We start from the raw sequence: 21,844 nt of genomic DNA on the forward strand, positions 1-21,844 counted from the left end.
GCCCCCCCCCCCCCGCGGGCGGCCCCCCCCCCCCCCGCCCGCCCCCCCCCCCCCGGGCCCCCCCCCCCCCGCCCCCCCCGCCCCCCGCCCCCCCCCCCCCGCCCCCCCCCCCCCCCCCGGCTGTGATCAGACGCAGCGCTGGAGGAGATCGTCCCAGGTGGTGCTGGCCGGGCAGCCGACCGCGGCGGCCGAACCCGGCGACGGGACGAACTGACCGGTGAGGGCGACCGTGACGGCCGCGACGAAGGCGATGAGGATCTGACGACGACGTGCGCGCATGGCCTTTCCTTTCCAGGAAGGTTGCGATTGACGATGGGTGCGGCACGCGCGATCGCCGTCGTCCGGCCGAACGATGACGGAGAGGCTGGCCTACCTCAGCGCGCGTGCCCTGTGCGCGCTCGACATTGCTTTAATGTCGACCTGACACTAATACCTGGGACTAGTTTGTGTCAAGAAGACATTATGGCGGTCAGATGGCTCGGCGGTCCTCGGGCGGCACGTTGCCCCGGTCGTAGAGATCGGTCACCCGGTCCCGGGCGGCCTTCGCCTCGGCCACATTCTCGAGGCGGTCGTACGCGTCGGCCAGCTCCGCCTCGACACGGATCTCCAGCTTCGCCGAGCCGTACGACCGGATCGGGACCAGCGCGCGGCGCAGCACGGTGACCCGGGCGCCGTGGCGCCCCTCAAGGGCCTCCGCCGCCGCCAGCGACAGGCCGACCCGGCCCTCCAGCCCGGCGTCCGCCGCCTCGTGGGCGAGGGCCTCGGCCTCCTCCAGCAACGGCACGGCCGCACCGGCGTCACCGCGGGCCAGCGCGAGGTCGCCCAGGCCGTGCAGCGCGTACGCGTGCGCGACCCCGCTGCTCGGCGGCGACATCCGGAGCACCTCGTCGAACGCGGCGCCCGCCGCCGGCAGGTCGGCCCGGGCCAGATAGGCCTGACCCAGCCAGTACAGCGCCGGCGCGAGCACGCGGACCTGCCCCTGCCGTCGCGCCATCTGCTCGGCCTCGCGCAGCACCGCCACCGCCGACTCGGCGTCACCGCGGTCGAGATGGGCCTGCCCGATGAACCGCAGCGCCTGCTGACTGCCGACGAGGTCGCGGCTCTGGTGATAGTGGGCCAGCGCCTCGGCGAACAGGGCGAGCGGACGCTGGAGCTCGCCGTTGCGCCGCAACGCGTTGGCCAGGGTCCGCTGCGCGACGGCCAAGACGTGCCGCTCGCCGGTCTCGCGGAGCAGCATGACCGCCCGCTCCAGCTCGGGCACGCCGGACACCCCGGAGCTTCCGCTGGCGACCAGGGGCGGCATGCCCAGCATGGTCAGCACGATGCCCTCGCCACGGCGGTCACCGGCGGCCCGGCACGCCGCGAGAGCGACCTCGTGGGTGGCCCGCCAGTCGTCGAAGTAGCCGCGGACGGCGTAGAACTCGTGCGCCGAGACGGCCAGGTCCCAGCACAGGTCCGCGCGGCCCAGCGCGGCCGCCTGCTCGACCACGGCGCGGATGTTGGCCCGCTCCCGCTCGAACCACGCGTACGGCTCGGCGACCGCCGCCTCGAGCTCGCCCGCCGGCACCGGGATGTCGGCGATGTCGCTGTGCGCCACGTCGAAGTCCCCGCCGTAGAAGGCGGTATGGGCGCGGCGGGTGAGCGAGAGCAACGCGAGACCGACCCGCAGGGGCGCGCCGGCGAGCCCGTCCGGCCGGCCGGGCTCGGAGGTAGCCAGCCCACGGGCGTATTCGCGGGTCAGATCGTGGAAGCGGTAGCGGGCGGCACCCGGGACCGCGTCGACCATGCCGATCGCCGCCAGCTGGTGCAGCGCCTCGCCGGCCGCGGGGCCCGGCTCGCCGAGCACGGCGGCCGCGGTCCATTCACCGAACGACGGCAGGGCGAGCAGGCCGAGGCCGGGGAAGAGGCGGCGGGCGCGGTCGTCGAGCCGGAGAAGCCCGGCCCCCAGCGTCCGGGCGAGGCTCTCCGTCCCGTACGCGAATGCCGTCGGCCCCTGCTCGGTGAGACGTCGCAGCAGATCGCCGGTGGAGCGGTGGAAGGCCTCGACGCGCAGCAGCGCGGCCATCCGGACCGCGAGCGGCAGGCCGCCACAGAGCCGGACCACCGCTTCGACGGTCTCCTCCTCGCCGGTCAGGTCGACCCGCCCGTCGGCGACGATCTCGTGGAAGAGCCGCCGGGCGGTGGTCTCGTCGAAGGCGCCCAGCGGGGCGACGTGATGGGTGGGCGCCCCGATGTCCGGCAGGCGCCGCCGCGCGGTGATCACCACGACGCTGTCACCGCCGCCGGGCAGCAGATCCCTGATCTGCGCCCCGTCCACCGCGTCGTCGAGCAGCACGAGCACGCGCCGGCCGGCCACCGTGGAGCGGAACAGTGTCGCCCGCTCGTTCCGTGTCTCCGGCACGGCCGTGACACCGAGCGCGCGCAGAAACTGGGCCAGCACCTCGGCCGGGTCGGCGGGCGAGGCGCCGGTTCCGCCGAGGTCGGCCCAGAGCTGACCGTCCGGATAGGCGCCCGCGGCGTCGTGCGCCGCCCGCAGGACCAGGGCGGTCTTGCCGATGCCGCCGGGGCCGGAGACGGCCAGCACCGGCCACCGGCGCTCGCTCAGCAGCCAGCGGATCTCGGCGAGCAGGCTGTCACGGCCGACGAAGTACGGCGGTGGCGGCGGGAGCTGGCGCGGCACCACGGCCGTCTCGGCCACGTCGCCGCCGCCGCTCACCAGCCCGTACGCGAAGCGGCGCAGGCTCTGATCGGGGGTGGCGCTCGCGCTCTCGTACCGCTCGACGGCGGGAATGATCTCCTCGACCTGCCCGTCGCGATGCAGGCCGTCCACCAGCAGCCGGCAGAGCTTCGCGTCGTCGGGGTACTGCGCGGCGAAGGCGACCAGATCGTCGATCACCTCCGCGTGCGCGCCGCGGTCGATCTCCAGCGTGAACAACCGGGTGGCGGCCCGCTTGCGCTGCCGGCGCAGGGCCTCGATCTCGTCGGCCACCGTCTCCAGGCGCATGTTCGACAACGGGCGGTCGGACCGCCACAAGGTGAGAGCCTCCCGCAGGAGCGCGATCTCCCCGGCCGAACCGTCCGCTCGCTGGAACAGACGCCGGAAGCGCAGCATGTCCAGGTCGCCCTCGGACACCACCAGCTCGTATCCGTACCGGTTGTGGGTCCTGAGCGAGGCGTCCCGCCCGGCCGCGGCCAGGGTCTTGCGCACCGCGGAGACGGCCTTGTGGAGCTGGGCGTGGCTGACCCCGCGGTCGCCCCAGGCCGCGGCGACGAGGTCGTCGGCCGAGACCGGGTGGTTGGCGTTGAGCAGCAGCACGGCCAGCACCGCGCGCGCCCGGCCCACGGGCAGCTCGACGACGCCACCGGTGGAGTCGCGGACTTCGAGATCACCGAGAATCCCGTAGATCATGGGTAGTCCCCTCCACACCGTCGAGCCGCCACGGTAGGAGCTGAGCCGGGCGAGCGCCATCGGTGCGACAAGTAGTTGGCAGATTCTCTTCGCGCGCGGCGGAAGCAAATCGGTAGACCGCTGTGGCCGAATCGCGGAGTGTCTTCGTCACGGGGAGCGGGTCATGGTTCATCGTCTGCGCGACAGGCTGGACAAGCTGATCGACGACGAGAGCCGGTCGCTCCGGCCGATCGGCATGAGCGTCCGCGACGCCGCCGCGCGCACCGGCGCCCTGCTGGACCGCTTCACCGAGGCCCCCGGTGTCCGCCTCTACGCCGGCATCCGGCTGACCGAGCGCGGGCCGCGCGTCGGCTTCGCCGTCATGACCGCCTCGCGCGTGCTGCTCGTGGAGTCCGTCGCCTGGCCGTCCGGCGCGTACTCCGTCACGCCGGAGGGTTGCGTCCTCTGCGACGGTGTCTACATCGGCCAGTCCGTCACGCCCCTCCTCTGCTCGGTGCGCCTGCTGCGCCGGGTGTCCCGCGGGCGCCAGGTCGGCGCGGCGGTGGTGGTGCATCCCGCGGGGGACGGCGCCCCGTCGCTGCCGGCGCCCTCCGCCGCCGGGCCGTCCTGGCTCCCTCCCGGCGCGGTGGGCCCGCACATCGTCCGCCGCCTCCGCCTTCGCCGCCGCCACCAAGCTTACTGTCACATTGACAATAATATCTGATACGCTCACCTCACCGACAGTCACCGACCCCGAGGACGGTACCGGTGCGTATCTGGCAATCCCTGGATCTCATCGCGACCCTCGCCATCTCACTCACCGTCGGCGTGCTCGGCATGCTGAACCTCGCCGACGGCCCGCTGCTCTCCGGCGCCACCCTGGCCGCTCTCGGCGTCCTCGTCGCCGGGGCCCTCCACTCCCGCTTCCAGATGAACGGCCTGCTCCGGGTGACCCGGCAAATGGTGGAGACACCACCGGCCGACCGCCTGCTGCACTCCTCGTCGTCGGGCGCGGACGCCGACCTGACCGGGGCGACCGAGATCGACATGGTCGGGGTGACCCTGAACCGGACCGTGCGCAACCACGCGGCCGCCCTGCGGGAGTGCCTGCGGCGCGGCGGAACGGTCCGGGTGGCCGTCATCGCCCCGCACGGCGAGGTGCTCGGCGAGGCCGCCCGCCGCAGCACCACACCGGGCGCCGCCGAGATGTTCGCGCACCGCCTCCGGCCCACCCTCGCCCTGCTCGGCGAGCTGGCGGCGACCGGCCCGGGCCGCGTCGAGGTGCGCCTGCTCGACTTCGTGCCGGCCTTTCACCTGCTGGCGGTGAACGCGCGCCGCCCCGGCGGCCGCCTGCACGTCGACATCTACTCGCACACGTTGGGCGGCGCCGAGCCGTCGCTGACGCTGCGGCCCGGCCGCGACCACGTCTGGTATCAGCACTTCGCGAGCGAGTTCGAGCAGATCTGGTCCGCCGGCCGTACTCTCGGCGGATGATCGATCGGGAGCACACCTATCTCCGCCTCGCCGTCGACCTCGCGATCCTCACGGTCCGCGAGGACGCCCTCCAGGTGCTCGCGATCACCCGGGCCAACGAGCCGTTCCGCGGCCGGCCGGCGCTGCCCGGCGGCTTCCTCCGCGGCGACGAGGACATCCCCGAGGCCGCCGCCCGGGAGCTGGCCGAGGAGACCGGCCTCGACGGCGGCGATCTCCACCTGGAGCAGCTGAAGACGTACGGCGCACCGGACCGTGACCCGCGCGGCCGCGTGGTCAGCGTCGCCTTCCTCGCCATCATGCCCGACCTGCCGCTGCCGACCGCGGGCTCGGACGCGAGCAGCGCCTTCTGGGCGCCGGTCGACGAGGTCGGCGGCGGTCTGTCCTTCGACCACGACGTGATCCTCGCCGACGCCGTCGAACGCGCCCGCACCCGGCTCGAGTTCACCACCCTGGCCACGACCTTCTGCGGCCCCGCCTTCACCATCGGCGACCTGCGCCACGTCTACGAGGTGGTGTGGGGCCACAAGCTCGACCCCCGCAATTTCAGCCGGAAGATCATCAACACCCCCGGCTTCGTCGAGCCCACCGGCGAACGCCGGGTCCCCGAGGTGGGCCGCCCGGCCGCCCTCTACCGGGCCGGCGCCGAGACGGCCCTCAACCCGCCGATCATGCGCGGCGCCTGACCGGACGCCCGTACGGAAGAAATGCGGAAGACGACCGCGTGACACTCGTCGGGCCGCCCGCCGGCTGGCGGGCCCGCGGGCGGCTCCTTCCCTTCTTCCGTTCACAGGAGGCTCTCGTTGGGCAGCGGGACCGGCGCCGACGTCCTCGTCATCACCGCGATCAAGGAGGAGTACGACGCCGCCCGGGCGGCCCTGCACCCGGCGGAATTCCAGGAGCGGGACGCCGACCGGACCGCTCCGTACTCACTCGCCCGGCTCGGATCGGGTCTGTCGGTGGCGCTCGCCCGGCCGGTCCACATGGGCGGGCGCAGCGCCGGGAGCATCACGACGACGCTGACCAACCGGCTCGCGCCCACCTGCCTCGCGATGTGCGGCGTCTGCGCGGGCAACCCGGACCACACCGCGCAGGGCGACGTGATCATCGCGGCCCCGGCCTACGAGTGGGACGAGGGCAAGCACACCGACGACGCGTTCCTCGCCGAGCCCCAGCAGATCCCGCAGGACATGAGCTGGGTCCGCACGGTTCAGGACTTCGACCCCGCGGTCTTGCCCAGCTACGGCGCCGCCACCGGACGGGAGGCCGCGGTCTGGGTGCTGGAACGGCTCTTCAAGGGTCAGATTCCCCGTACGCATCCGGCCCGCGGCCGCTATCTGCCGGGCGCCGCCTGGGGCACGCGGCTCGGGCAGTTGGAGTCCGAGGGTCTCGTGCGCTGGCTGGGCGACCGCGTCGCGCTGACCGACGCGGGCCGGGACCGCATCCAGCGCATCCTCTACATGGACGTCGAAGGGCCGGAGAGGCTGCCGTTCGCCGTCCGGGCCGGCGCCATGGCCAGCGGGAGCGCCGTCATGGCGAGCGGGAACACCTGGGCCCGGCTCCAGCCGGGCCAGCGCAAGCTCCTGGCCCTCGACATGGAGGCCGCGACCATCGCCACGATCGCGCACGAACGGAAGGTCCCGCACTGGCTGGTCGCCAAGGGCGTCTCGGACCACGCGGACGGCGGAAAGGACGACCGCTTCAAGGCTTTCTCCGCGCGGGCGTCGGCCGAGGTGCTCTTCGCGCTCCTCGAGCGGCTGCTCGCGCCCTCGCCGCCCCGGCCCGCCCACCGGGTCCCCGACGAAGTGCGACAGCAGGTCCTGCGCCAGCTGACGTACTACTGGCAGGACGTCGCCGACGCGGTCGGCGTGCCGTCGTACGAGGTCCTGAGATTCCGCACCGGTGACGAGCCGTACGAGCTGTGGACCTGGCTGCAGACGCGCAGCCGCCTGCCCGAGCTTCCGGCCGTCCTCGACGAGATAGGCCGCGGCGACCTGGCCGGCCTGCTGCGCCGGCACATCTGACGGCTCACCGGCGGGCCCGCGCCATGACCTCCTCGTCGGTGAGCGGGCTGCTCGGGTGGTGGCTGAGGGACATCGGCGTCCGGGTCCGCTGCGGCACTTCGCCCTCCAGGGCGATGTAGAACTCGCCCGCGGTCAGGTTGCCGATGTCGGGGACGTCCCCGCCCTTCACCTTGGCCATCTCCCGGGCGGCCTCGATCTGCACGGGCACGCTCAGCCGGCCGAAGAAGTGCGTCGCCGCGTTGCCCGGGATGCGGTTGTGCAGGTTCTTGGGCGCCTGCGTGGCGAAGATCAGGCCGAGCCCGTACTTGCGGGCCTGCGAGGCCAGGGCGAGGGTGCTCTGGGTGCAGGCGGTCATCGCCCCCGAGGGCGCGAACGTCTGCGCCTCGTCCATCACCAGCAGCCCCAGCAGGGGCCGGTCCTTCGCCGGGTTCTTCTTGATCCAGGCGAACAGGCTCATCTGCATCTGGTTGACGAAGCCCTGCCGAGCGTCGTCCCCGGGCAGCCCGATGAGGCTGATCACGGAGATCCGCGCCCGCTTGCCCGGTGACGGCGTCAGCAGCGTCGCCGGGTCGGCCGGCGTCCCGCTGCCGCCGAACATCGGATCGTTGTCCATCGACGCCGTCAGCGTCTGCGCGAGCCCGGCCGCGATCTTCGCCGCGTCGTCGAGCCCGCTCACCCCGTCCGGCAGGTCGGACAGCAGCGCGATCAGCCCCGGCAGGTCCCGCCCGCCCTGCCGGCCGAAATGCTCGACCGTCCGCCGCAGAACCGCGGTTCCCAGATGTACGGCACGGGCCCGCCCCGTCAGATTGGCGCGCGGCGCGAGCGCGGCCACGGCCGACTCCACGGCCGCGCCGAACTCGTCCGGGTCGTCGCGCACACCCGCGAAGTCGGGCAGCGGCTGGAAACTGAGCGCCCGCCCGGACTGCCGCCGCGGCGTCCAGGTGATCAGCTCGGTCTCGGCCAGATAGCGGGCCGCGCGCTCCACGTCGCCCGGCCACCAGCCGCCGGGGACCTCGGGCCACGCGTCGCCCAGCCGGGCGAGGTCGTTGTTGGGATCGAGGACGATCGCCGAGACACCTTGCAGGGCGCACTCCTCGACAAGGCGCCGCAGCAGCACCGTCTTTCCGGACCCGGACGCGGCGAAGATCGCCACATGCTTCCGGAGCGACTCCAGCGACAGCGAGACCCCGTCACCGATCGCGAACCCGGTCGCGGGTGGAGCCGGCGCCGGCGGCGGCCGTTCGTCGGCCCCCGCGTCGGCGTTCGCCAGCGCCTCCTTGAAGAGCTTGAGCTGCTCGGTGGGCCGGTAGCGGACGAGCCACGCCTGGAACTCGGCCGGGTTCTCGTCGCGCAGCCCGTACAGGGCGGCCAGCACCCGCAGATCGGTCTCGTCGACGCCGAGCGTCACGCCGCCCTCCTGTTCGAGCTGCCGGACGACCTCCTGGGTCCGCGCGGACTGGCTCCACTCGGCGTTGCGTAGCAGGAACAGCTTCCTTTTGGCCATGCCCGGCATGACGCCGGCCGCGGTGCACGCCCGGCGGATGCGGTGCAGCGCGGCCACCCCGTGGTGGGTGTCGCTGATCGCCCGGAACGACCAGTGCACCTGGTCTTCGGTCCGTGACTGGTCGGGCGAGCGCTCCCGCTCCTCCTCGGACCGCTCGTCCAGATCGCGGCGGAGCCGCGCGTGCAGATCCGGCTTCGAACTGGGCGGCGGATCGATGCTGAACCGGGCGCCGCGGTCGCCCCGCTCGACGATCCACGCCTGCAGGCCGGCCGCGAGCAGCGCCGGGAAGGTGCTGTCCTCGGTGTCCCGCTCCAGCGGCGAGGTGACGTCGGCGTCGCGCCGCAGCTCTTCGAAACGCGCCTCGATCCGGGCGAACGCGTCGTCCGAGATGGCCGGGGCCACGGTGGCCGGCGCCCCACTCCGCGCGTCCTCTCTGGGCACCTCACTCAGATGCCGCAGCTCCCGGATCTCCCCGTCCAGAAGGCACGCCTTGATGTGCCGGTCGATATCGATGAGCAGGCGCCGGGGCGTGTAGTCCAGCGTTTCGCCGAAGACCTCCTCGTGGATGGGCCAGGTCGGATATTCCGGCGCGAAGCCCACGGCCGCGAAACGTAGCGCGAACCGCTTCTCGATGAGCTCGCGGGCGAGGCGCGCATCCCTGATGCCCTGAAGCGACAGGCGACGGCGGAATCTCGGGGCGAACGACGTGGGCGCCCGCGTGGCGATCTGATCCCAGGTCGACGAGAGCGTGGCCACCACCGTCAGAGTCCGGCGGGTCGTGTCCCGCAGGTCGCTCAGGCCGTGGGCGAGGCCGGACGTGACGACGGCGTGGCGCAGATCCGCCTCGCCGCCGCCGATCCTTGCCAGGTCCTCCTCCAGCGCGGACTGCGCCACGGCGGTGTCGATCTGGTCGAACGCGATCACAGTGGGGCCGGTCATGGCCAACAGCCACGAGATCTCCCGGACGATGTCCTGTGCGGTTCTGTCCCGGTGCCGGATCCCCCACTCCTGCCGCGCCTGCGCCGTCGTCCCGCCTCCGCCGGCGAAGAAGTCGTCGGCGAGGTCCTGGTGCTCCTCGCTGTCGGAAGCGCGAAGGGCAAGCGCTCGCAGGGCATCCCGGCACTCATGCGCGACGTAGCCGTCGTACTGCCGCAGACCGGCGACGAAGGCGTCCAGGGCCGGGCGGTTGAGCTCGGTCTCGCCGATCACCGCCCGGCGGTCGGCCCGGGGCGCTCCGATCCGGGACGCCAGACGGCGCAGCAACAGCCGCAGCTGGGTCTCGCCGTCGGGCACCTCCCGGGCCAGGCCGTCGAGAAGGAAGACCAGTACACCGTCCCAGAACTTGCGCCCGTCGAGCAGGCCGATGAGGAAGAAGTAGCCGCCCTGGTGCTGGACCTGCTCCCGGATCCAGCCCAGCAGGTGCGTCTTGCCGGTGCCCTGGCGGCCCTCGAGCACCAGGCCCACCGGGCTGGCGTCGGGACTGGCCTCGGCGTCGGCGATGCCGTCCCGCACGTCACGGGCGACGTCGGAGTGCAGGCCCTCGACGTGGAACGGCGAACGCCGCCAGACATCATCGGGCGCCTGCACCCAGTTGAGCCGCAGGGCGGCCAGTGCGGCTCGTTCCCTCTCCTCCATCACAGGCCGATCGCGAGCTTGTGCCGGTCCTCGCCTCCGATGTGAACGGCCGCACGCCGTTCCTCCGCGCCGACCCGGTGCCCGAACGGCTCCGGCTCGAGGCGCACATCGGACGCGTCCAGCATCCGGGTCAGGGCTTTGTCGAGGTCGGCCTTGGAGACGTCGGCCAGAAGCGGCCGGAGCGCCGTGAGGTCGACCCATTCGCCCGGTACCGAGGCCAGCTTCGCGTACGTGACCCGGATGCGGCCGTCGAGATCGGCCGGCGCGGCGGCGTTTCCGGCCACGGGCGCGCGGACGTTCTCGTTCTGCTGGGCCACCAGCCCGGCCCAGAGCAGCCGTTCCCGGAGCGAGCGCTTCTCCCCCGGCTCGGCGTGGTCCTGGTCGATCGAGAGCGGGACCTTCAGCACGTCGAGGCCGGCTTTGGTGATGCTGTGCCGGTAGGGACGGCGGGCGGTGTCGGAGGAGACGTATCCGGCCGCGTTCAGCCTCTCGTAGGGCCCGCTGAGAAGCCTGAATCCGTACTGCTTGTCCATCTCGGTGTTCGACAGCTCGCGCCCCGCGGTCTTGAGCAGGATGAGGAACACGTAGTCGGCGCCGGCCAGCTCGGCCATCAGAAGTCCTTTCCACGCATGGTCATGAGGATGGTTTCCGGGTGACGAGCTGCCCGTCCGCGTCGAACCCGAAGGCCCGCAGCCGGATCAGCGCCGGATGTTCCTGTGCGGTGTAGAGCGCGATGAGCCGGTCGGCCGCTCCCGGCGTGCCGGCCTCCAGCTCCACCCTGAGCTCTTCCTCGTCGCGCAGCTCGAACAGCAGCGTGCACAGTTGCAGTGCGGCCTCGGCCCGGCCCTCGTCCGCTTCCGCGCGCAGCTGCTCGATCTGAAATCTGGCTCCCTCGTGGCGGTGCGCTTTCGACACCCGCAAGTCGGCGGCGGCGTCGCCCCTCGCGGCGCGCGATCGCAGCTCGTCCACGTCGCCCCAGGCCGCGTGGAGGTCGGCCAGCGCCTCGGCGGCTCGTTGCTCACCGCGGTCGGCGCGTTCGCGGAGCTCGCGGAGGCAGCCGCGATCCGCGAGCAGCTCGACGAGCCGGTCGGCGGCGATCGCGTTGCCACCGGCGGCCTCCCGGCGCAGCTCGTCGGCGAGGCCGCCGTCGTACAGCAGCTCGGCGACCTCGGCCCGAAGGGCCCGCCCTCGCGGCCGCATCTCCTCCACCCGGCGCCACACGGCCTGCACGTGGTCGAGCTTGCGGACGACGGGTTCGTCCTCCGCGCTTCCGGTCAGCCGGCGGTTGAGGACCTCGGCGGCCTCGGCGAACCTGTCCTGGCGGACGAGCAGATCGGCCAGTTCGATCGCGGCCCGGCTGTCGCCGAACTCCACGGCGAGCCGGGCGAGCGCGCCCTCGGCATAGCGGTGGCGCAGCCGGGCGGCGGCGCTGGTGGCCACGCGCCGCAGGTCGCCGGGCCGGCTCAGATGGGTCACCAGGGCCTGCCACGCCGCGTGCGGGACGTGTTCGCCGCGACGTCTGCTCCGCACGTGCTCGGCCAGATAGTCCGCGATGGTGTAGCCGGCCATGGTGCCCGCGCGGCCGGCGTCGACCGGGTAGAGCGCGGACACGTCGCCGTGGATCGGCTCGGTGGCGTGCGGCAGCGCCTGCGCCAGCCAGTGGTCGGCCGAGCGCACCCGCTGCTGGGGCTTCAGATAGCCGAACATGGCGTCGGCGAGCAGGGCCTCGCTCAGCGGGGACTGCACGCCGAGCCGGTGGGCGTCGGCCGCGGCCGCGATCATCGCTTTCACATAGGCGTTGGCCGGTTGTTCCCAGCACATCACCAGCCGCGGTCCGCCGGCGAGGACCTGCGTCATGCCGACGTCGCGCACGCTGAGAGCGTCGCGGATCCGGCTGTCCCGCGTCGCGATGTCGGCCGCCTGGGCCCGCTCGAAACGGTCCAGCGACTCGGGCACGGAGATCAGCGACGCGCCCTGCACCAGCTTGTGCACCGGCTCCCGGCCGGCGGTCCACTTGGCGTACTGATCCGGCCAGAGCGTCCCGACGACCAGGTTGCCGTGCCGCACCAGGGCCTTGACCGACACCGCGGTCAACGCGGACGGGCCGCCCAGGAAATGCTGCATCTCATCGAGCCAGAAGACCGTCGAGTGCGGTGGCTCGTGCCGCAGGTCGAGCAGGTCGGACACCTCGGCCGGCTGCATGATCCACCAGTCCGGCACGAGCTCGAGCACGGCCTCGTAGAGCGACCGCGTCTTGCCCGTCGAGGAGCCGCCGACCATGACCACGAACGCCCCGCGGTCCGGCAGACTGGCCGACAGCGCGAGGCGCAACTGAAAGTCGAAACTGCGTTTGACATAGCTCGGCAGAATGTCATCGCCGCCGGCCACCGGGCCGGCGCTGTGAATACCCAATTCACCGGGATCGGCCATATCGACGCGCGGCCGATCGAAAAGAGCCTCGAAATCGCCCGGTGAGCGAACCCCCGATGAACCGTCGCGAATCCGCTCCAATTTACGCACCCGCCCCATTGATTCACCCCGACGGTGGAGAAGGTTACGCCACGTCGGAGGAAGATCACCAGGTCGTGAACGGGCACGGGAAAATTCATTCACATCACGCCGGAATCAAATCCGTTCAGGCCATTCGAAATACCCTTCCAGACGTATCTACCGTTTTTCTACCAGGGGACCGCCCGCTGTTCTCGAAACGGTTCATAGCGCGCCGCCCTCGACTCCCTTCGTGAAAGACAGATACGCGTCCGAGAGCACCGTGTCGCGGCCCGGCGCGAGGTGACCCTCGGCCGATCCGGGCAGGGCCAGCCCGAGCTCGGGCCACGTGCCGCCCACCGCGCCGGCCAGGGACGTGCCCGTCTGCTGGGCGTAGTCGGCCAGGGCCGTGAGGTTCTGGCGGTAGAGCACGCTGTCCCGGCCCGGCGCGGTCACGCTGAAGCGCAGACAGTCCGGGCCGGGCGGGGCGTAGACGCGGCCCGCGGCGGACGGGCCCAGCACCGCCAGGTCGCGGGGCCAGAACGGCATCATCAAGGCCACGTGTGGTCTCAGAGCCGTCGTCACGTGCAGCGGGCTGTCCGGGGTGGGCAGCTCGACCTCCGCGTGGAAGACGCCGATGGCCGACTCGATCAGCAACCGCGCTCCGGCGCCCGTCCGGTCGGTCGCCGAGACCCTCGGGTGGCCATGCGGACAGTGCGCCACCCGGACGGCCACCCGTGACTGGCCGGGCAGCCTGACCACGATCCAGACCGAGCCGGCGCTGACCACGGCCGAGAAGGCGGCGTCCTGTGCGGCGGCGCTCCAGCAGGGCGTCCCGCCGCCGCCGCCGGGCAGCATCCATGGTGAGACCGCCTCCGTGCGATGTTCGTCGAAGCCCACGCTCATGGTCGCCGCGTACCCCCCGAGGATCATGGCAAACCGGGCGAATACCGGCCGGTTTCGGGGGTATGCGGGCGGGGTGAACGGGCCCCTCGCCTCCGCGCTGACCGCCCTGGCGGCGACACCGGACCACGCGCCGAGCGTGCCGGGTCAGCTGACGGCCATCGCCCGGCTCACCACCGAGCGGATCGCCGCCGCGCACTACTCCTCCATTACCGCGCTGCGCGGCCGGGAGTACACGACCGTGGCCGTGAGCGACGAGTTGATCCGCGCCGTCGACGACGCCCAGTACCGCGACGACGCCGGGCCGTGCCTCGACTCCCTGCACACGAGCTCGCCGGTCGGCGTGCCCGACATCGACCTGACCGTGAAGTGGCCCCGCTTCCACGAGGAGGCGCCCGCGCTCGGCCTGCACGCGTCGGTGTCGGTGCCGCTGTTCGCCGGTTGTGGTGACGCCGTCGCCGCGCTGAACGTCTACAGCCGGGACCGCGTCGCGATGGCTCCGCTGATCGCCGGGATCTGCCTCGTGCACGGCCGCCTGACCGAGGCCGAGGTGGCCGACGCGCAGCTGGCGGCGCTCGACCCGGGCGGGCGGGAGCTGGTCGAGGGCTACACCGAGGCCCTCGGCATCCGCGCCACGATCCGGCTGGCGGTCCAGCTCATCCGGGCCGCCGCCGGGTGTGGCGACCGCGAGGCGTACCTGACCCTGTGTGCCCGGGCCGACGAGGCCGGCACCGACCTGGCCGAGACCGCGGCCACATTGGTCGGCGAGGGCCTTTAAACGGCCCGACGCAGTTTGCTCATCGGGTGACCACCGATTGCTCATCACACGTCTTGAGCATCGAAGATCGTGGATCTTAGCGTGCTGTTCAGGTGGCCGGCGTGATCCGCCCGGCGCCCGAGACTCCATGAGGGAGACAGCATGGCGAGAGGTAGACACCTCAAACGTACGGCAGGAGCCCTGGCGATGCTCGTCGCCACGGCGGGATTCGTCGCGGTCGACAGCAGCGCGCAAGCGGCTCCGAAGGACAAGATCCGGCCCGAGCTCGCCGCGCAGATGGCGGCGCGCGGGGGCGGCGACTTCTGGGTCCGGTTCGGTGGCAAGGCCGATCTGAGCACGGCCGGAAAGATCAAGGACTGGAACGAGCGGGGTACGGCCGTTGCGGCCGCCCTCAAGAAGGCCGCGGCCTCCAGCCAGGGCGCCGTCAAGGCCGAGCTCGACCGGGACGGCACGAAGTATCAGGCCTTCTGGGCGACCAATGCCATCAAGGTCAGCGGCGGGTCGGCCGATCTGGTGCAGAGCCTCGCGGCGCACTCCGAGGTCGAGGGCCTCTATCCGGCCGTGGCCATCGAGGTGCCGAAGGTCGCCGAGGGCACGAACGAGAAGGCCGTCAACGCGGTCGAGTGGGGCATCGCCAACATCAAGGCCGACAAGGTCTGGGAGCAGTACGGCGTCACGGGCGAGGGCATCACGGTCGCCAGCATCGACACCGGCGTGCAGTTCGACCACCCGCAGTTGGTGGGCTCCTACCGGGGCAACAACGGCGACGGCACCTTCACCCACGACTACAACTGGTTCGACGCCGCCAACGCCTGCGGCAGCGGCGGCGCTCCCTGCGACACCAACGGGCACGGCACCCACACGATGGGCACCATGGCCGGGTCGGCCGACATCGGTGTGGCGCCGGGTGTCCGCTGGATCGCGGCCAACGGCTGCTGCCCCTCGGACGCGGCGCTCATCTCGTCCGGTCAGTGGCTGCTCGAGCCGACCGACCGCACCGGGGCCAACCCGGACGCGAGCAAGCGGCCGAACATCATCAACAACTCGTGGGGCACCACCCAGCCCTCCACCGAGCCGTTCATGCAGGACGTCACGGACGCCTGGGAGGCGTCGGGCATCTTCGGCGTCTGGTCCAACGGCAACATCGGGCCCGGTTGTACGTCCAGTGGCTCGCCCGGCAGCCTCGCCGCCAACTACTCGGCGGGCGCGTACGACGTCAACAACGTCATCGCCGAGTTCTCGTCGCGTGGCGCCGGGCAGAACGGCGAGCTCAAGCCGAACATCGCCGCCCCCGGCGTGAACGTCCGGTCGAGCTGGCCGGGCAGCGGCTACAACAGCATCAGCGGCACGTCGATGGCCGCGCCGCACCTGGCCGGCGCGATCGCGCTGGTGTGGTCGGCCGCGCCGGCCCTGGTCGGTGACATCGCCGGCACCAAGGCGTTGCTGGACACCAGCGCCACCGACACCGAGGCCGCGCAGTGCGGTGGCTCCACCGGCGACAACAACGTCTTCGGCGAGGGCCGGCTCGACGCGCTGGCGCTCGTGGCGGCCGCTCCCACCGGCGAGACGGGCACGCTGGCCGGCAAGGTGACCGACACCGCGACCGGCACGCCGATCGCCAACGCGGCGCTCGCGCTGACCGGCGCCGCCGAGCGCGATGTCGTCACCGGGACCGACGGCACGTACTCGACCCGCCTTCCGGCCGGCGACTACAAGGTGGCCGTCACGGCGTACGGCTATGGGCCGAGGGAAGTGACCGCGACCGTCACGCCTGGCGCGACCACCACCGCCGATGCGGCCCTGACCGCGGTGCCGACGGTGACCGTCGGCGGGACGGTCACGGACGGCTCGGGTCACGGCTGGCCCTTGTACGCCAAGGTGACCGTGGCCGGACCGGGCGGCGTCTCCGACTACACGACGCCGTCCAACGGGCGCTACAGCCTCAAGCTGCCGGCCGGCGCCTCGTACAAACTCACCTTCACCTCGCAGTACCCGGGCTACCAGACGTTGACCAAGGACGTCGTGGTCGGCACGAGGAACCTCACGCAGAACGTCGCGGTGCCCGCCTCGGCCGACGACTGCACGACGGCGCCCGGATACGAGTTCGCCTCCGACGGCGAATACGAGACGTTCGACGCCGCGCCCAGCGACTGGACCGTCGTCGACCACGCCGGCAACGGGCAGGTCTGGAAGTTCACCGACGACCGCAAGCGGGGCAACAACACCGGCGGCGCCGGCGGCTTCGCCATCATCGACAGCGACGGCTACGGCGGCGGCAGCAAGCAGAACACGTCGCTGGTCAGCCCGGTGGTCGACCTGACCGGGGTGAGCGCGCCGGTGGTCCGGTTCGACCAGGAGTTCCGCCAGTACGGCTCCGAGCGCACCGACGTCGAGCTCAGCGTCGACGGCGGCACGACCTGGGAGACCGTGCTCTCCCAGACGGCCGGCGTGACCGGCCCCAAGCGCACCGAGGTCGCCCTCCCGCAGGCCGCGGGCAAGCCCCAGGTGCAGGTCCGTTTCCACTACGTCGACGGCTCGTACGCCTGGTGGTGGGAGGTCGACAACGTCCTGATCGGCAGCGAGGTCCGCTGCGAGCCGGTCGGCAGCGGCCTGGTCGTCGGGCACGTCAAGGACGCCAACACCGGCGGGTACGTCAACGGCGCCACCGTCACGAGCAAGGACGCCCCGGCCGACAAGGCGACGACCGTCGCCACCCCGGACGACACCGAGCTTCCGGACGGCTTCTTCTGGATGCTGTCGGCGAAGACCGGCACGCACACGTTCGACGCCAAGGCCGGCAGCTACGCCGGCGGCAGCGCGACCGTGAACGTCGAGGCCGACTGGGTCACCCCGGTCGCGTTCGAGCTCGGGGCCGGGCGCCTCGAGGTCGCACCGGCCTCGCTCAGCGCCGATCTGCGGTTGCCCGACGGCACCGCGAACAAGAAGTTCACCGTCACCAACACCGGCACCCAGCCGGTCACGGTGGAGTTCGGCGAGCGCGACAGCGGCTTCGAGATGCTCAAGGCCGACGGCAGCAAGGCGTCCCGGGAGGCCATCCTGGCCGCGCCGGGCGCGGCCGCCCAGCGGCTGAACGTGGCGACCTCGTTCGCGGCCAAGCCCTCGGGCAAGGCGGCGGCCGCGGCCACCACCGCCGACGGCCCGCTGGCCGAGCCGTGGACGAACATCGCCGAATATCCGGGCAAGGTCATGGACAACCGGGTGGTGAACCTGGACGGCAAGGTCTACTCGATCGGCGGCACCGACGGGTCGGTCGCGGCCAAGGCCAACTACGTCTACGACCCGGCCACCCAGGCCTGGACGGCGATCGCGGACCTGCCCGAGGCCCGCTCGGCGATGACCGTGGGTGTCATCGACGGGAAGATCATCGCTACCGGCGGCTGGGGCGCCTCCGGCACCGAGGCCGCCACGTGGTCGTACGACCCGGGCGCGAACTCGTGGACGCGCAAGGCCGACAACCCGGCGCCGCGCTCGGCCGCCGGCCAGGCGGTCATCGATGGCAAGCTGTACGCGGTCGGCGGCTGCACCACCTCGGGCTGCCTGCCCATGTCGAACAGCGTGGTCCGCTACGACGCGGCCGCCGACAGCTGGGAGACGCTGCCGAACTACCCGAAGTCGCTGGCGTTCGCCTCGTGCGGCGGCGTCGACGGCGTCGTCTACTGCTCCGGCGGCAACGACGGCTCGGCGTCGCAGAAGGCCGGCTACGCCTTCGACACGGCGGCGTCCACGTGGAGCCCGATCGCCGACGCTCCGGCCGACCACTGGGCCGCCTCGTTCGCCGTGGCCAACGGCAAGCTGCTCGTCGTGGGCGGCTCGCAGGCCGGCGCGGTCACCAACGCCGGTTTCGCGTACGACCCGGCGGCCGGCGCCTGGGCCGCGCTGCCGAACGCCAACACGGCCCGCTACCGGGGCGCCGCGGCGTGCGGCTTCTACAAGGTCGGCGGCTCCTCGGGGTCGTTCAACGCGACGGCCAGCGGCGAGGCCCTGCCGGGTCTCGAGGAGTGCGCCGAGGGCGGGGACGTCAGCTGGCTGACGATCGACAAGCCGTCGGTCACGCTGGCCCCGGGCAAGAAGGCCACGGTCACGGTCGGCATCACCGCCGCCGTGGACCAGCCGGGCGCCTACACGGGCCTGGTCACCATCAAGGAGAGCACCCCGTACTCGGTGCCGCCGGTCGACGTGACCCTGAACGCCTCGCCCCCGAAGACCTGGGCCAAGCTGATGGGCACGGTGACCGGGGCGTCCTGTACCGGCGGCAGCGGCTCGCCGCTGGCCGGGGCGACGGTCCAGGTGGACTCGTGGGCCACGTCGCTCACGTTCGCCACGGAGGCCGACGGGACGTACGCGTACTGGCTCGACAAGCGCAACAACCCGCTCACCCTGATCGCCGCCAAGGACGGCTGGAAGCCGCAGGCCCGCACCACGAAGATCAACCCGGCCGCGCCGAAGGTGGAGAACTTCGCTCTCCTGCCCGTGCGCTGCTGATTGTTCGTCGCACAGCCGGCCCGTCCGCGTTCACCGCGGGCGGGCCGGCCCTTTGTCATTGGATGGCGAATCGGATGCCGACGCCGCGGATGGCGTGGATGGTCGCGGCCGCGCCGAGCCGGGCCAGCTTGCCCCGCACCCGGCGCACCATCGAGTGGATGTCCGAGCCGCGCCCGACGTGCTCGTTGCCCCAGACCTCGAGATGCAGTCTCTCGTACGTCAGCACGCGCCCCGGAGCGCCGACCAGGCACCGCAGGAAGTCGTGCTCCAACGGCGTCAGCGCCACCTCACGGTCGAGCCAGCAGAGCACCCGCCGGTCGGAGTCGATGCGCAGCCCGCTCCCGGTGGACTCCAGGGGCGGCGGCGCCACCACGTCGAGGAACTGCCGCGCCTGGTCCACCGTGGACACGATGACGACCGTCCCCGCCCCGTCGAGCAGCTGGGCGAGCTTCCTGCGGCCGTCCGGCGACGCAGCGATGCCGATGGCCAATGATGGGACCGCACTCTCCGCCATGCCCCCGCCTCCCGACAGCGACGCTGTCATCGAAGGGTGACGATAAATCCGGTTTGTCACGTTCTTGTTAACCCCGTGGCTCTTCCATCGAGACAAGGCTATGTGGCCTGCCCGGAACCCTGGTGGCGCTTCTGCGCCATGTCATATCTCCGCCATCGCCGGTCCCCGAAAAGGGACCGGCCCCGGACGACGAGCGTCCGGGGCCGGTGTGTGGCAACAGGATCAGAGATCCGCCGGGCCCGCGGCGGTGGCCTCCTGAACGGCGTCCACACGCCGCTCCTCGGCCTTGCCGGTGTCGTCCTGGCGCGGGGCGGCCGCGCGAGCCGCCGAGCGGGCCGCGGCCGCCGCCGGCGGGTCGGTGACCACACCGCGGCGGATCCGGTTGTTGCCGGCGATCTGAGCCACCGGCGTGTTGCCGGTCGCGGTCAGCGCGCCGTCGATGATGTTGTCGTCGACCGTGACGCCACCCGTGGTGCTGGTGACGCTGACGTCCTTGCCCCAGAAGCCGCCCGAGGCGCAGGAGTCGAGCGGGCCGTTCGGGCCGAGCTGCACGCCGCCGAGGTTGCCGGCGAACGTGGCCTTGCCGCGCACCGAACTGCCGCAGACGACGCTGCCGGTGGCGCTGTTGAGCACCGAGAGCGTGCCGTCGACGAACGAGTCGTGCAGGTCGGTGTAGTACGTCCCGGTGCTGCTGACGCTTCCGGTGATCTGAGTGCCGTCGTCGAGACGTACCTCTCCGGCCTGGACGTTGACACTGCCCGTCACCGAGGCGCCCTCGGCGAACAGGAAGCTGTCGACCGTCGTGGTTCCCTTGGGGCGCACGGTGATCGCGCCGGTCGCGGCGTCCTTGAGGAAGACGCCGTAGCCGCCGGCGGCCAGCACGACCGGGCCCGAGACCGTGGTGTCCGAGGCGTCGAAATAGCCGTTGCCGGCGATCCGCACGTCACCGGCGAGCTGGCCGCCGGTGACGACCAGGTTGCCGCCGGCGGCGACGCTGACGTTGCCGGTGACGATGGTCCCGGTGAGCGAGCAGGACTCGCCGGCCGGCACGTAGAGGTCGTTCGGGACGGTGACCGCCCCGCCGGTGCCGATGCAGTAGGTGACCAGCGCGGCGTTGGCCGGCGCGGCGGCGGCGAGAACACCGGCCGCGGAAAAGGCGGTGACGGCCGCCAGGAATCTCTTCACGGAACTCTCCTTCATGATCCGATGTCCGAACGGGCGGCCGCGCGGACGATCGTGCCCTGCTGCCGTTTGGTGAGGGTGCCGCCGGTGACGAGCGCGGCGGTGACGGTCTCCACGTGCCGGACGAAGGCGGCGTGGTCGGCGTAGTCGCCGTGCTCGGCGACCAGATCGTTGACGGTGCAGCCGTTCCCGGTGGCCTTGTTGGGCACGCCGGTGTCGTCGCCGTCGATGATCACGGTGGCGCGGGTGTCCGGCACCGGGCACTCATCGGATCCGGAGCCGACGACCGTGAACGTCTCCGACTCCTCGGACGAGGTGTTGCCGGCCGCGTCGGTGGCCTTCGCCCGCACGGTGTGCTCGCCGAGCCCCGTGATCCTGAGCGGCGCCGTATAAGCCGTCCAGGCGCCGGAGTCCAGCGCGTACTGGATCGTTCCAGGCTCCGAGGATCCCACTGTCACCGTGGCCACACCGGGCTGGTTGTCCACGTCGAGGGTCACCGTGGGCGCGGTGGTGTCCGGCTCCTCCGGCTCGACGACCGTGAAGTGCGACATCTGCTCGGCCGAGGTGTTGCCCGCGTTGTCGGTCGCCCGGAAGTGCAGCATGTGCATGCCGGGCGTAGTGATGACAACCGGTTGGGTGTACGCCGTGAAGGCCGCGCCGTCGAGCGAGTACTCGATCCGGGCCACGCCCGAGTCCGCGTCGGTCGCCGCGAGCGTGGCCGTCACCGTGCCGACGTAGTTGCCGTCGCCGTCACGATCGCCGGCGAGCTGCACGGTCGCCGTCGGGGGCGTGGTGTCCTCGTCCGGCTCCTCAGCCACGACCGTGAAGGCCAGCGAGCCGATCGTGGAGACGTTGCCTTCCTTGTCGGTCGCCCGGTAGCGCACCGTGTGGGCGCCGACCGCGGTCACCGCCACCGGGGCGGTGTAGGCCTGGAACGCCCCGTCGTCGAGGGCGTACTGGACGGTGTCGACGCCCGAACCGCTGTCCGACGCGGCCACCGTGACGGTGGCCGAGCCGATGTAGTTGCCGTCGCCGTCCCGGTTTCCGGCCGCCTGGGCCGACACCGTCGGCGGGGTGGTGTCCGGGTCGGGGTTGCCGTCGGTGACCACCAGCTCGCCGACCATGGAGCTGTGGCCGGGGATCGAGCAGAAGTAGCGGTAGCGACCCGGGGTCAGGGTCACGGTCGCCGTGTGGCGGCCGTTCTCGGCGTCGAACGGGTTGGCCAGGATGTTGAGGGTGACGTCGTGGTTGTAACCCTCGGTCGAGGTGTCGAAGGTCAGCGTGTGCGGCATGCCGGTCGTGTTGCCGGTGGCCGCGCTGTTCTCGAACACGATGGTGGTCTCGCCGGCGGCGGCCTGGGCCGGCGCCGACTTGTAGGCGGTGATGCCGTCGTCGGCCGTCCACGTCAGCGTCTGCGCCGCCGTCGCGGGGGCGG

15 protein-coding genes and 1 pseudogene are annotated in these 21,844 nt (G+C 72.2%); 6 read left to right on the forward strand and 10 right to left on the reverse strand.

The features are described 5' to 3' along the window. Window positions 1-126 precede the first annotated feature (126 nt). Together ACFY36_RS10025 and ACFY36_RS10030 are read right to left on the reverse strand one after the other, a co-directional pair. Window positions 127-279, reverse strand: coding sequence for a hypothetical protein (locus tag ACFY36_RS10025; RefSeq protein WP_499745560.1), 153 nt, complete (start codon window positions 277-279; stop codon window positions 127-129). Between the two features lie 190 nt (window positions 280-469). Then, complete coding sequence (locus tag ACFY36_RS10030; RefSeq protein ID WP_499745561.1) at window positions 470-3,409, reverse strand: ATP-binding protein; 2,940 nt, start codon at window positions 3,407-3,409, stop codon at window positions 470-472. 163 nt (window positions 3,410-3,572) lie between these two features. Here ACFY36_RS10030 and ACFY36_RS10035 point away from each other — a divergent pair, with 163 nt between their 5' ends. The 4 genes from ACFY36_RS10035 (at window position 3,573) to ACFY36_RS10050 (ending at window position 6,903) form a co-directional block, all read left to right on the forward strand. Then, window positions 3,573-4,112 (forward strand): hypothetical protein, encoded by a 540-nt coding sequence (locus tag ACFY36_RS10035; protein WP_499745562.1) that lies wholly within the window; start codon window positions 3,573-3,575, stop codon window positions 4,110-4,112. Between the two features lie 44 nt (window positions 4,113-4,156). Then, a complete protein-coding gene (locus tag ACFY36_RS10040) occupies window positions 4,157-4,882 on the forward strand; it encodes a hypothetical protein (protein ID WP_499745563.1) in 726 nt (241 codons plus the stop codon). Beyond that, entirely contained in the window at window positions 4,879-5,565 is a 687-nt protein-coding gene (locus ACFY36_RS10045) for an NUDIX hydrolase (protein WP_499745564.1), read from the forward strand. The genes ACFY36_RS10040 and ACFY36_RS10045 overlap by 4 nt, the downstream gene beginning before the upstream one ends. Before the next feature lie 117 nt (window positions 5,566-5,682). Continuing rightward, window positions 5,683-6,903, forward strand: a complete 1,221-nt coding sequence (locus ACFY36_RS10050; protein ID WP_499745565.1) for a 5'-methylthioadenosine/S-adenosylhomocysteine nucleosidase family protein — start codon at window positions 5,683-5,685, stop codon at window positions 6,901-6,903. A 4-nt stretch (window positions 6,904-6,907) separates the two neighbouring features. Here ACFY36_RS10050 and ACFY36_RS10055 read toward each other — a convergent pair whose 3' ends face one another. From ACFY36_RS10055 to ACFY36_RS10070, 4 genes are all read right to left on the reverse strand, one after another. Next, window positions 6,908-10,042 carry a helicase HerA domain-containing protein gene (locus ACFY36_RS10055; protein ID WP_499745566.1) on the reverse strand — a complete coding sequence of 1,045 codons (3,135 nt, stop codon included), beginning with the start codon at window positions 10,040-10,042 and terminating at the stop codon, window positions 6,908-6,910. Further along, window positions 10,042-10,653 carry a hypothetical protein gene (locus ACFY36_RS10060; RefSeq protein WP_499745567.1) on the reverse strand — a complete coding sequence of 204 codons (612 nt, stop codon included), beginning with the start codon at window positions 10,651-10,653 and terminating at the stop codon, window positions 10,042-10,044. The genes ACFY36_RS10055 and ACFY36_RS10060 overlap by 1 nt, the downstream gene beginning before the upstream one ends. 22 nt (window positions 10,654-10,675) lie before the next feature. Continuing rightward, the gene (locus tag ACFY36_RS10065) at window positions 10,676-12,454 is read right to left on the reverse strand and encodes a hypothetical protein (protein WP_499745568.1); all 1,779 of its coding nucleotides are present in this window, start codon (window positions 12,452-12,454) and stop codon (window positions 10,676-10,678) included. A 300-nt stretch (window positions 12,455-12,754) separates the two neighbouring features. Then, entirely contained in the window at window positions 12,755-13,435 is a 681-nt protein-coding gene (locus tag ACFY36_RS10070; RefSeq protein WP_499745569.1) for a hypothetical protein, read from the reverse strand. A gap of 73 nt (window positions 13,436-13,508) precedes the next feature. Here ACFY36_RS10070 and ACFY36_RS10075 point away from each other — a divergent pair, with 73 nt between their 5' ends. Both ACFY36_RS10075 and ACFY36_RS10080 read left to right on the forward strand, forming a co-directional pair. Next, a complete protein-coding gene (locus ACFY36_RS10075) occupies window positions 13,509-14,210 on the forward strand; it encodes a GAF domain-containing protein (protein ID WP_499745570.1) in 702 nt (233 codons plus the stop codon). A 141-nt stretch (window positions 14,211-14,351) separates the two neighbouring features. Next, window positions 14,352-18,713: a S8 family serine peptidase gene (locus ACFY36_RS10080; RefSeq protein WP_499745571.1), complete on the forward strand. Its 4,362-nt coding sequence runs from the start codon at window positions 14,352-14,354 to the stop codon at window positions 18,711-18,713. A 55-nt stretch (window positions 18,714-18,768) separates the two neighbouring features. On the opposite strand, the gene ACFY36_RS10085 is transcribed toward ACFY36_RS10080, so the two are convergent. The 4 genes and pseudogenes from ACFY36_RS10085 to ACFY36_RS10100 form a co-directional block, all read right to left on the reverse strand. Next, window positions 18,769-19,227 (reverse strand): winged helix-turn-helix domain-containing protein, encoded by a 459-nt coding sequence (locus ACFY36_RS10085; RefSeq protein WP_499745572.1) that lies wholly within the window; start codon window positions 19,225-19,227, stop codon window positions 18,769-18,771. 222 nt (window positions 19,228-19,449) lie between these two features. Then, complete coding sequence (locus tag ACFY36_RS10090) at window positions 19,450-20,412, reverse strand: hypothetical protein (RefSeq protein WP_499745573.1); 963 nt, start codon at window positions 20,410-20,412, stop codon at window positions 19,450-19,452. Window positions 20,413-20,423: 11 nt separating this feature from the next. After that, complete coding sequence (locus ACFY36_RS10095; RefSeq protein WP_499745847.1) at window positions 20,424-20,906, reverse strand: OmpL47-type beta-barrel domain-containing protein; 483 nt, start codon at window positions 20,904-20,906, stop codon at window positions 20,424-20,426. After that, window positions 20,892-21,809, reverse strand: a pseudogene (locus tag ACFY36_RS10100) (cupredoxin domain-containing protein); the annotation flags it as partial. The pseudogene ACFY36_RS10100 and the gene ACFY36_RS10095, both read right to left, overlap by 15 nt. Window positions 21,810-21,844: the final 35 nt, after the last annotated feature.

Origin of the sequence: Actinoplanes sp. NPDC000266 (assembly GCF_042899005.1) — a bacterium.
In the GTDB taxonomy this organism is placed as follows: domain Bacteria; phylum Actinomycetota; class Actinomycetes; order Mycobacteriales; family Micromonosporaceae; genus Actinoplanes.

What these genes read in the sequence shown, in the direction of transcription:
- ACFY36_RS10045 (WP_499745564.1), top strand. Translation starts at nt 4,879, where the DNA reads ATGATCGATCGGGAGCACACCTATCTCCGCCTCGCCGTCGACCTCGCG.
- ACFY36_RS10035 (WP_499745562.1), top strand. Translation starts at nt 3,573, where the DNA reads ATGGTTCATCGTCTGCGCGACAGGCTGGACAAGCTGATCGACGACGAG.
- ACFY36_RS10030 (WP_499745561.1), bottom strand. Translation starts at nt 3,409, where the DNA reads ATGATCTACGGGATTCTCGGTGATCTCGAAGTCCGCGACTCCACCGGT.
- ACFY36_RS10070 (WP_499745569.1), bottom strand. Translation starts at nt 13,435, where the DNA reads ATGAGCGTGGGCTTCGACGAACATCGCACGGAGGCGGTCTCACCATGG.
- ACFY36_RS10025 (WP_499745560.1), bottom strand. Translation starts at nt 279, where the DNA reads ATGCGCGCACGTCGTCGTCAGATCCTCATCGCCTTCGTCGCGGCCGTC.
- ACFY36_RS10080 (WP_499745571.1), top strand. Translation starts at nt 14,352, where the DNA reads ATGGCGAGAGGTAGACACCTCAAACGTACGGCAGGAGCCCTGGCGATG.
- ACFY36_RS10055 (WP_499745566.1), bottom strand. Translation starts at nt 10,042, where the DNA reads ATGGAGGAGAGGGAACGAGCCGCACTGGCCGCCCTGCGGCTCAACTGG.
- ACFY36_RS10085 (WP_499745572.1), bottom strand. Translation starts at nt 19,227, where the DNA reads ATGGCGGAGAGTGCGGTCCCATCATTGGCCATCGGCATCGCTGCGTCG.
- ACFY36_RS10060 (WP_499745567.1), bottom strand. Translation starts at nt 10,653, where the DNA reads ATGGCCGAGCTGGCCGGCGCCGACTACGTGTTCCTCATCCTGCTCAAG.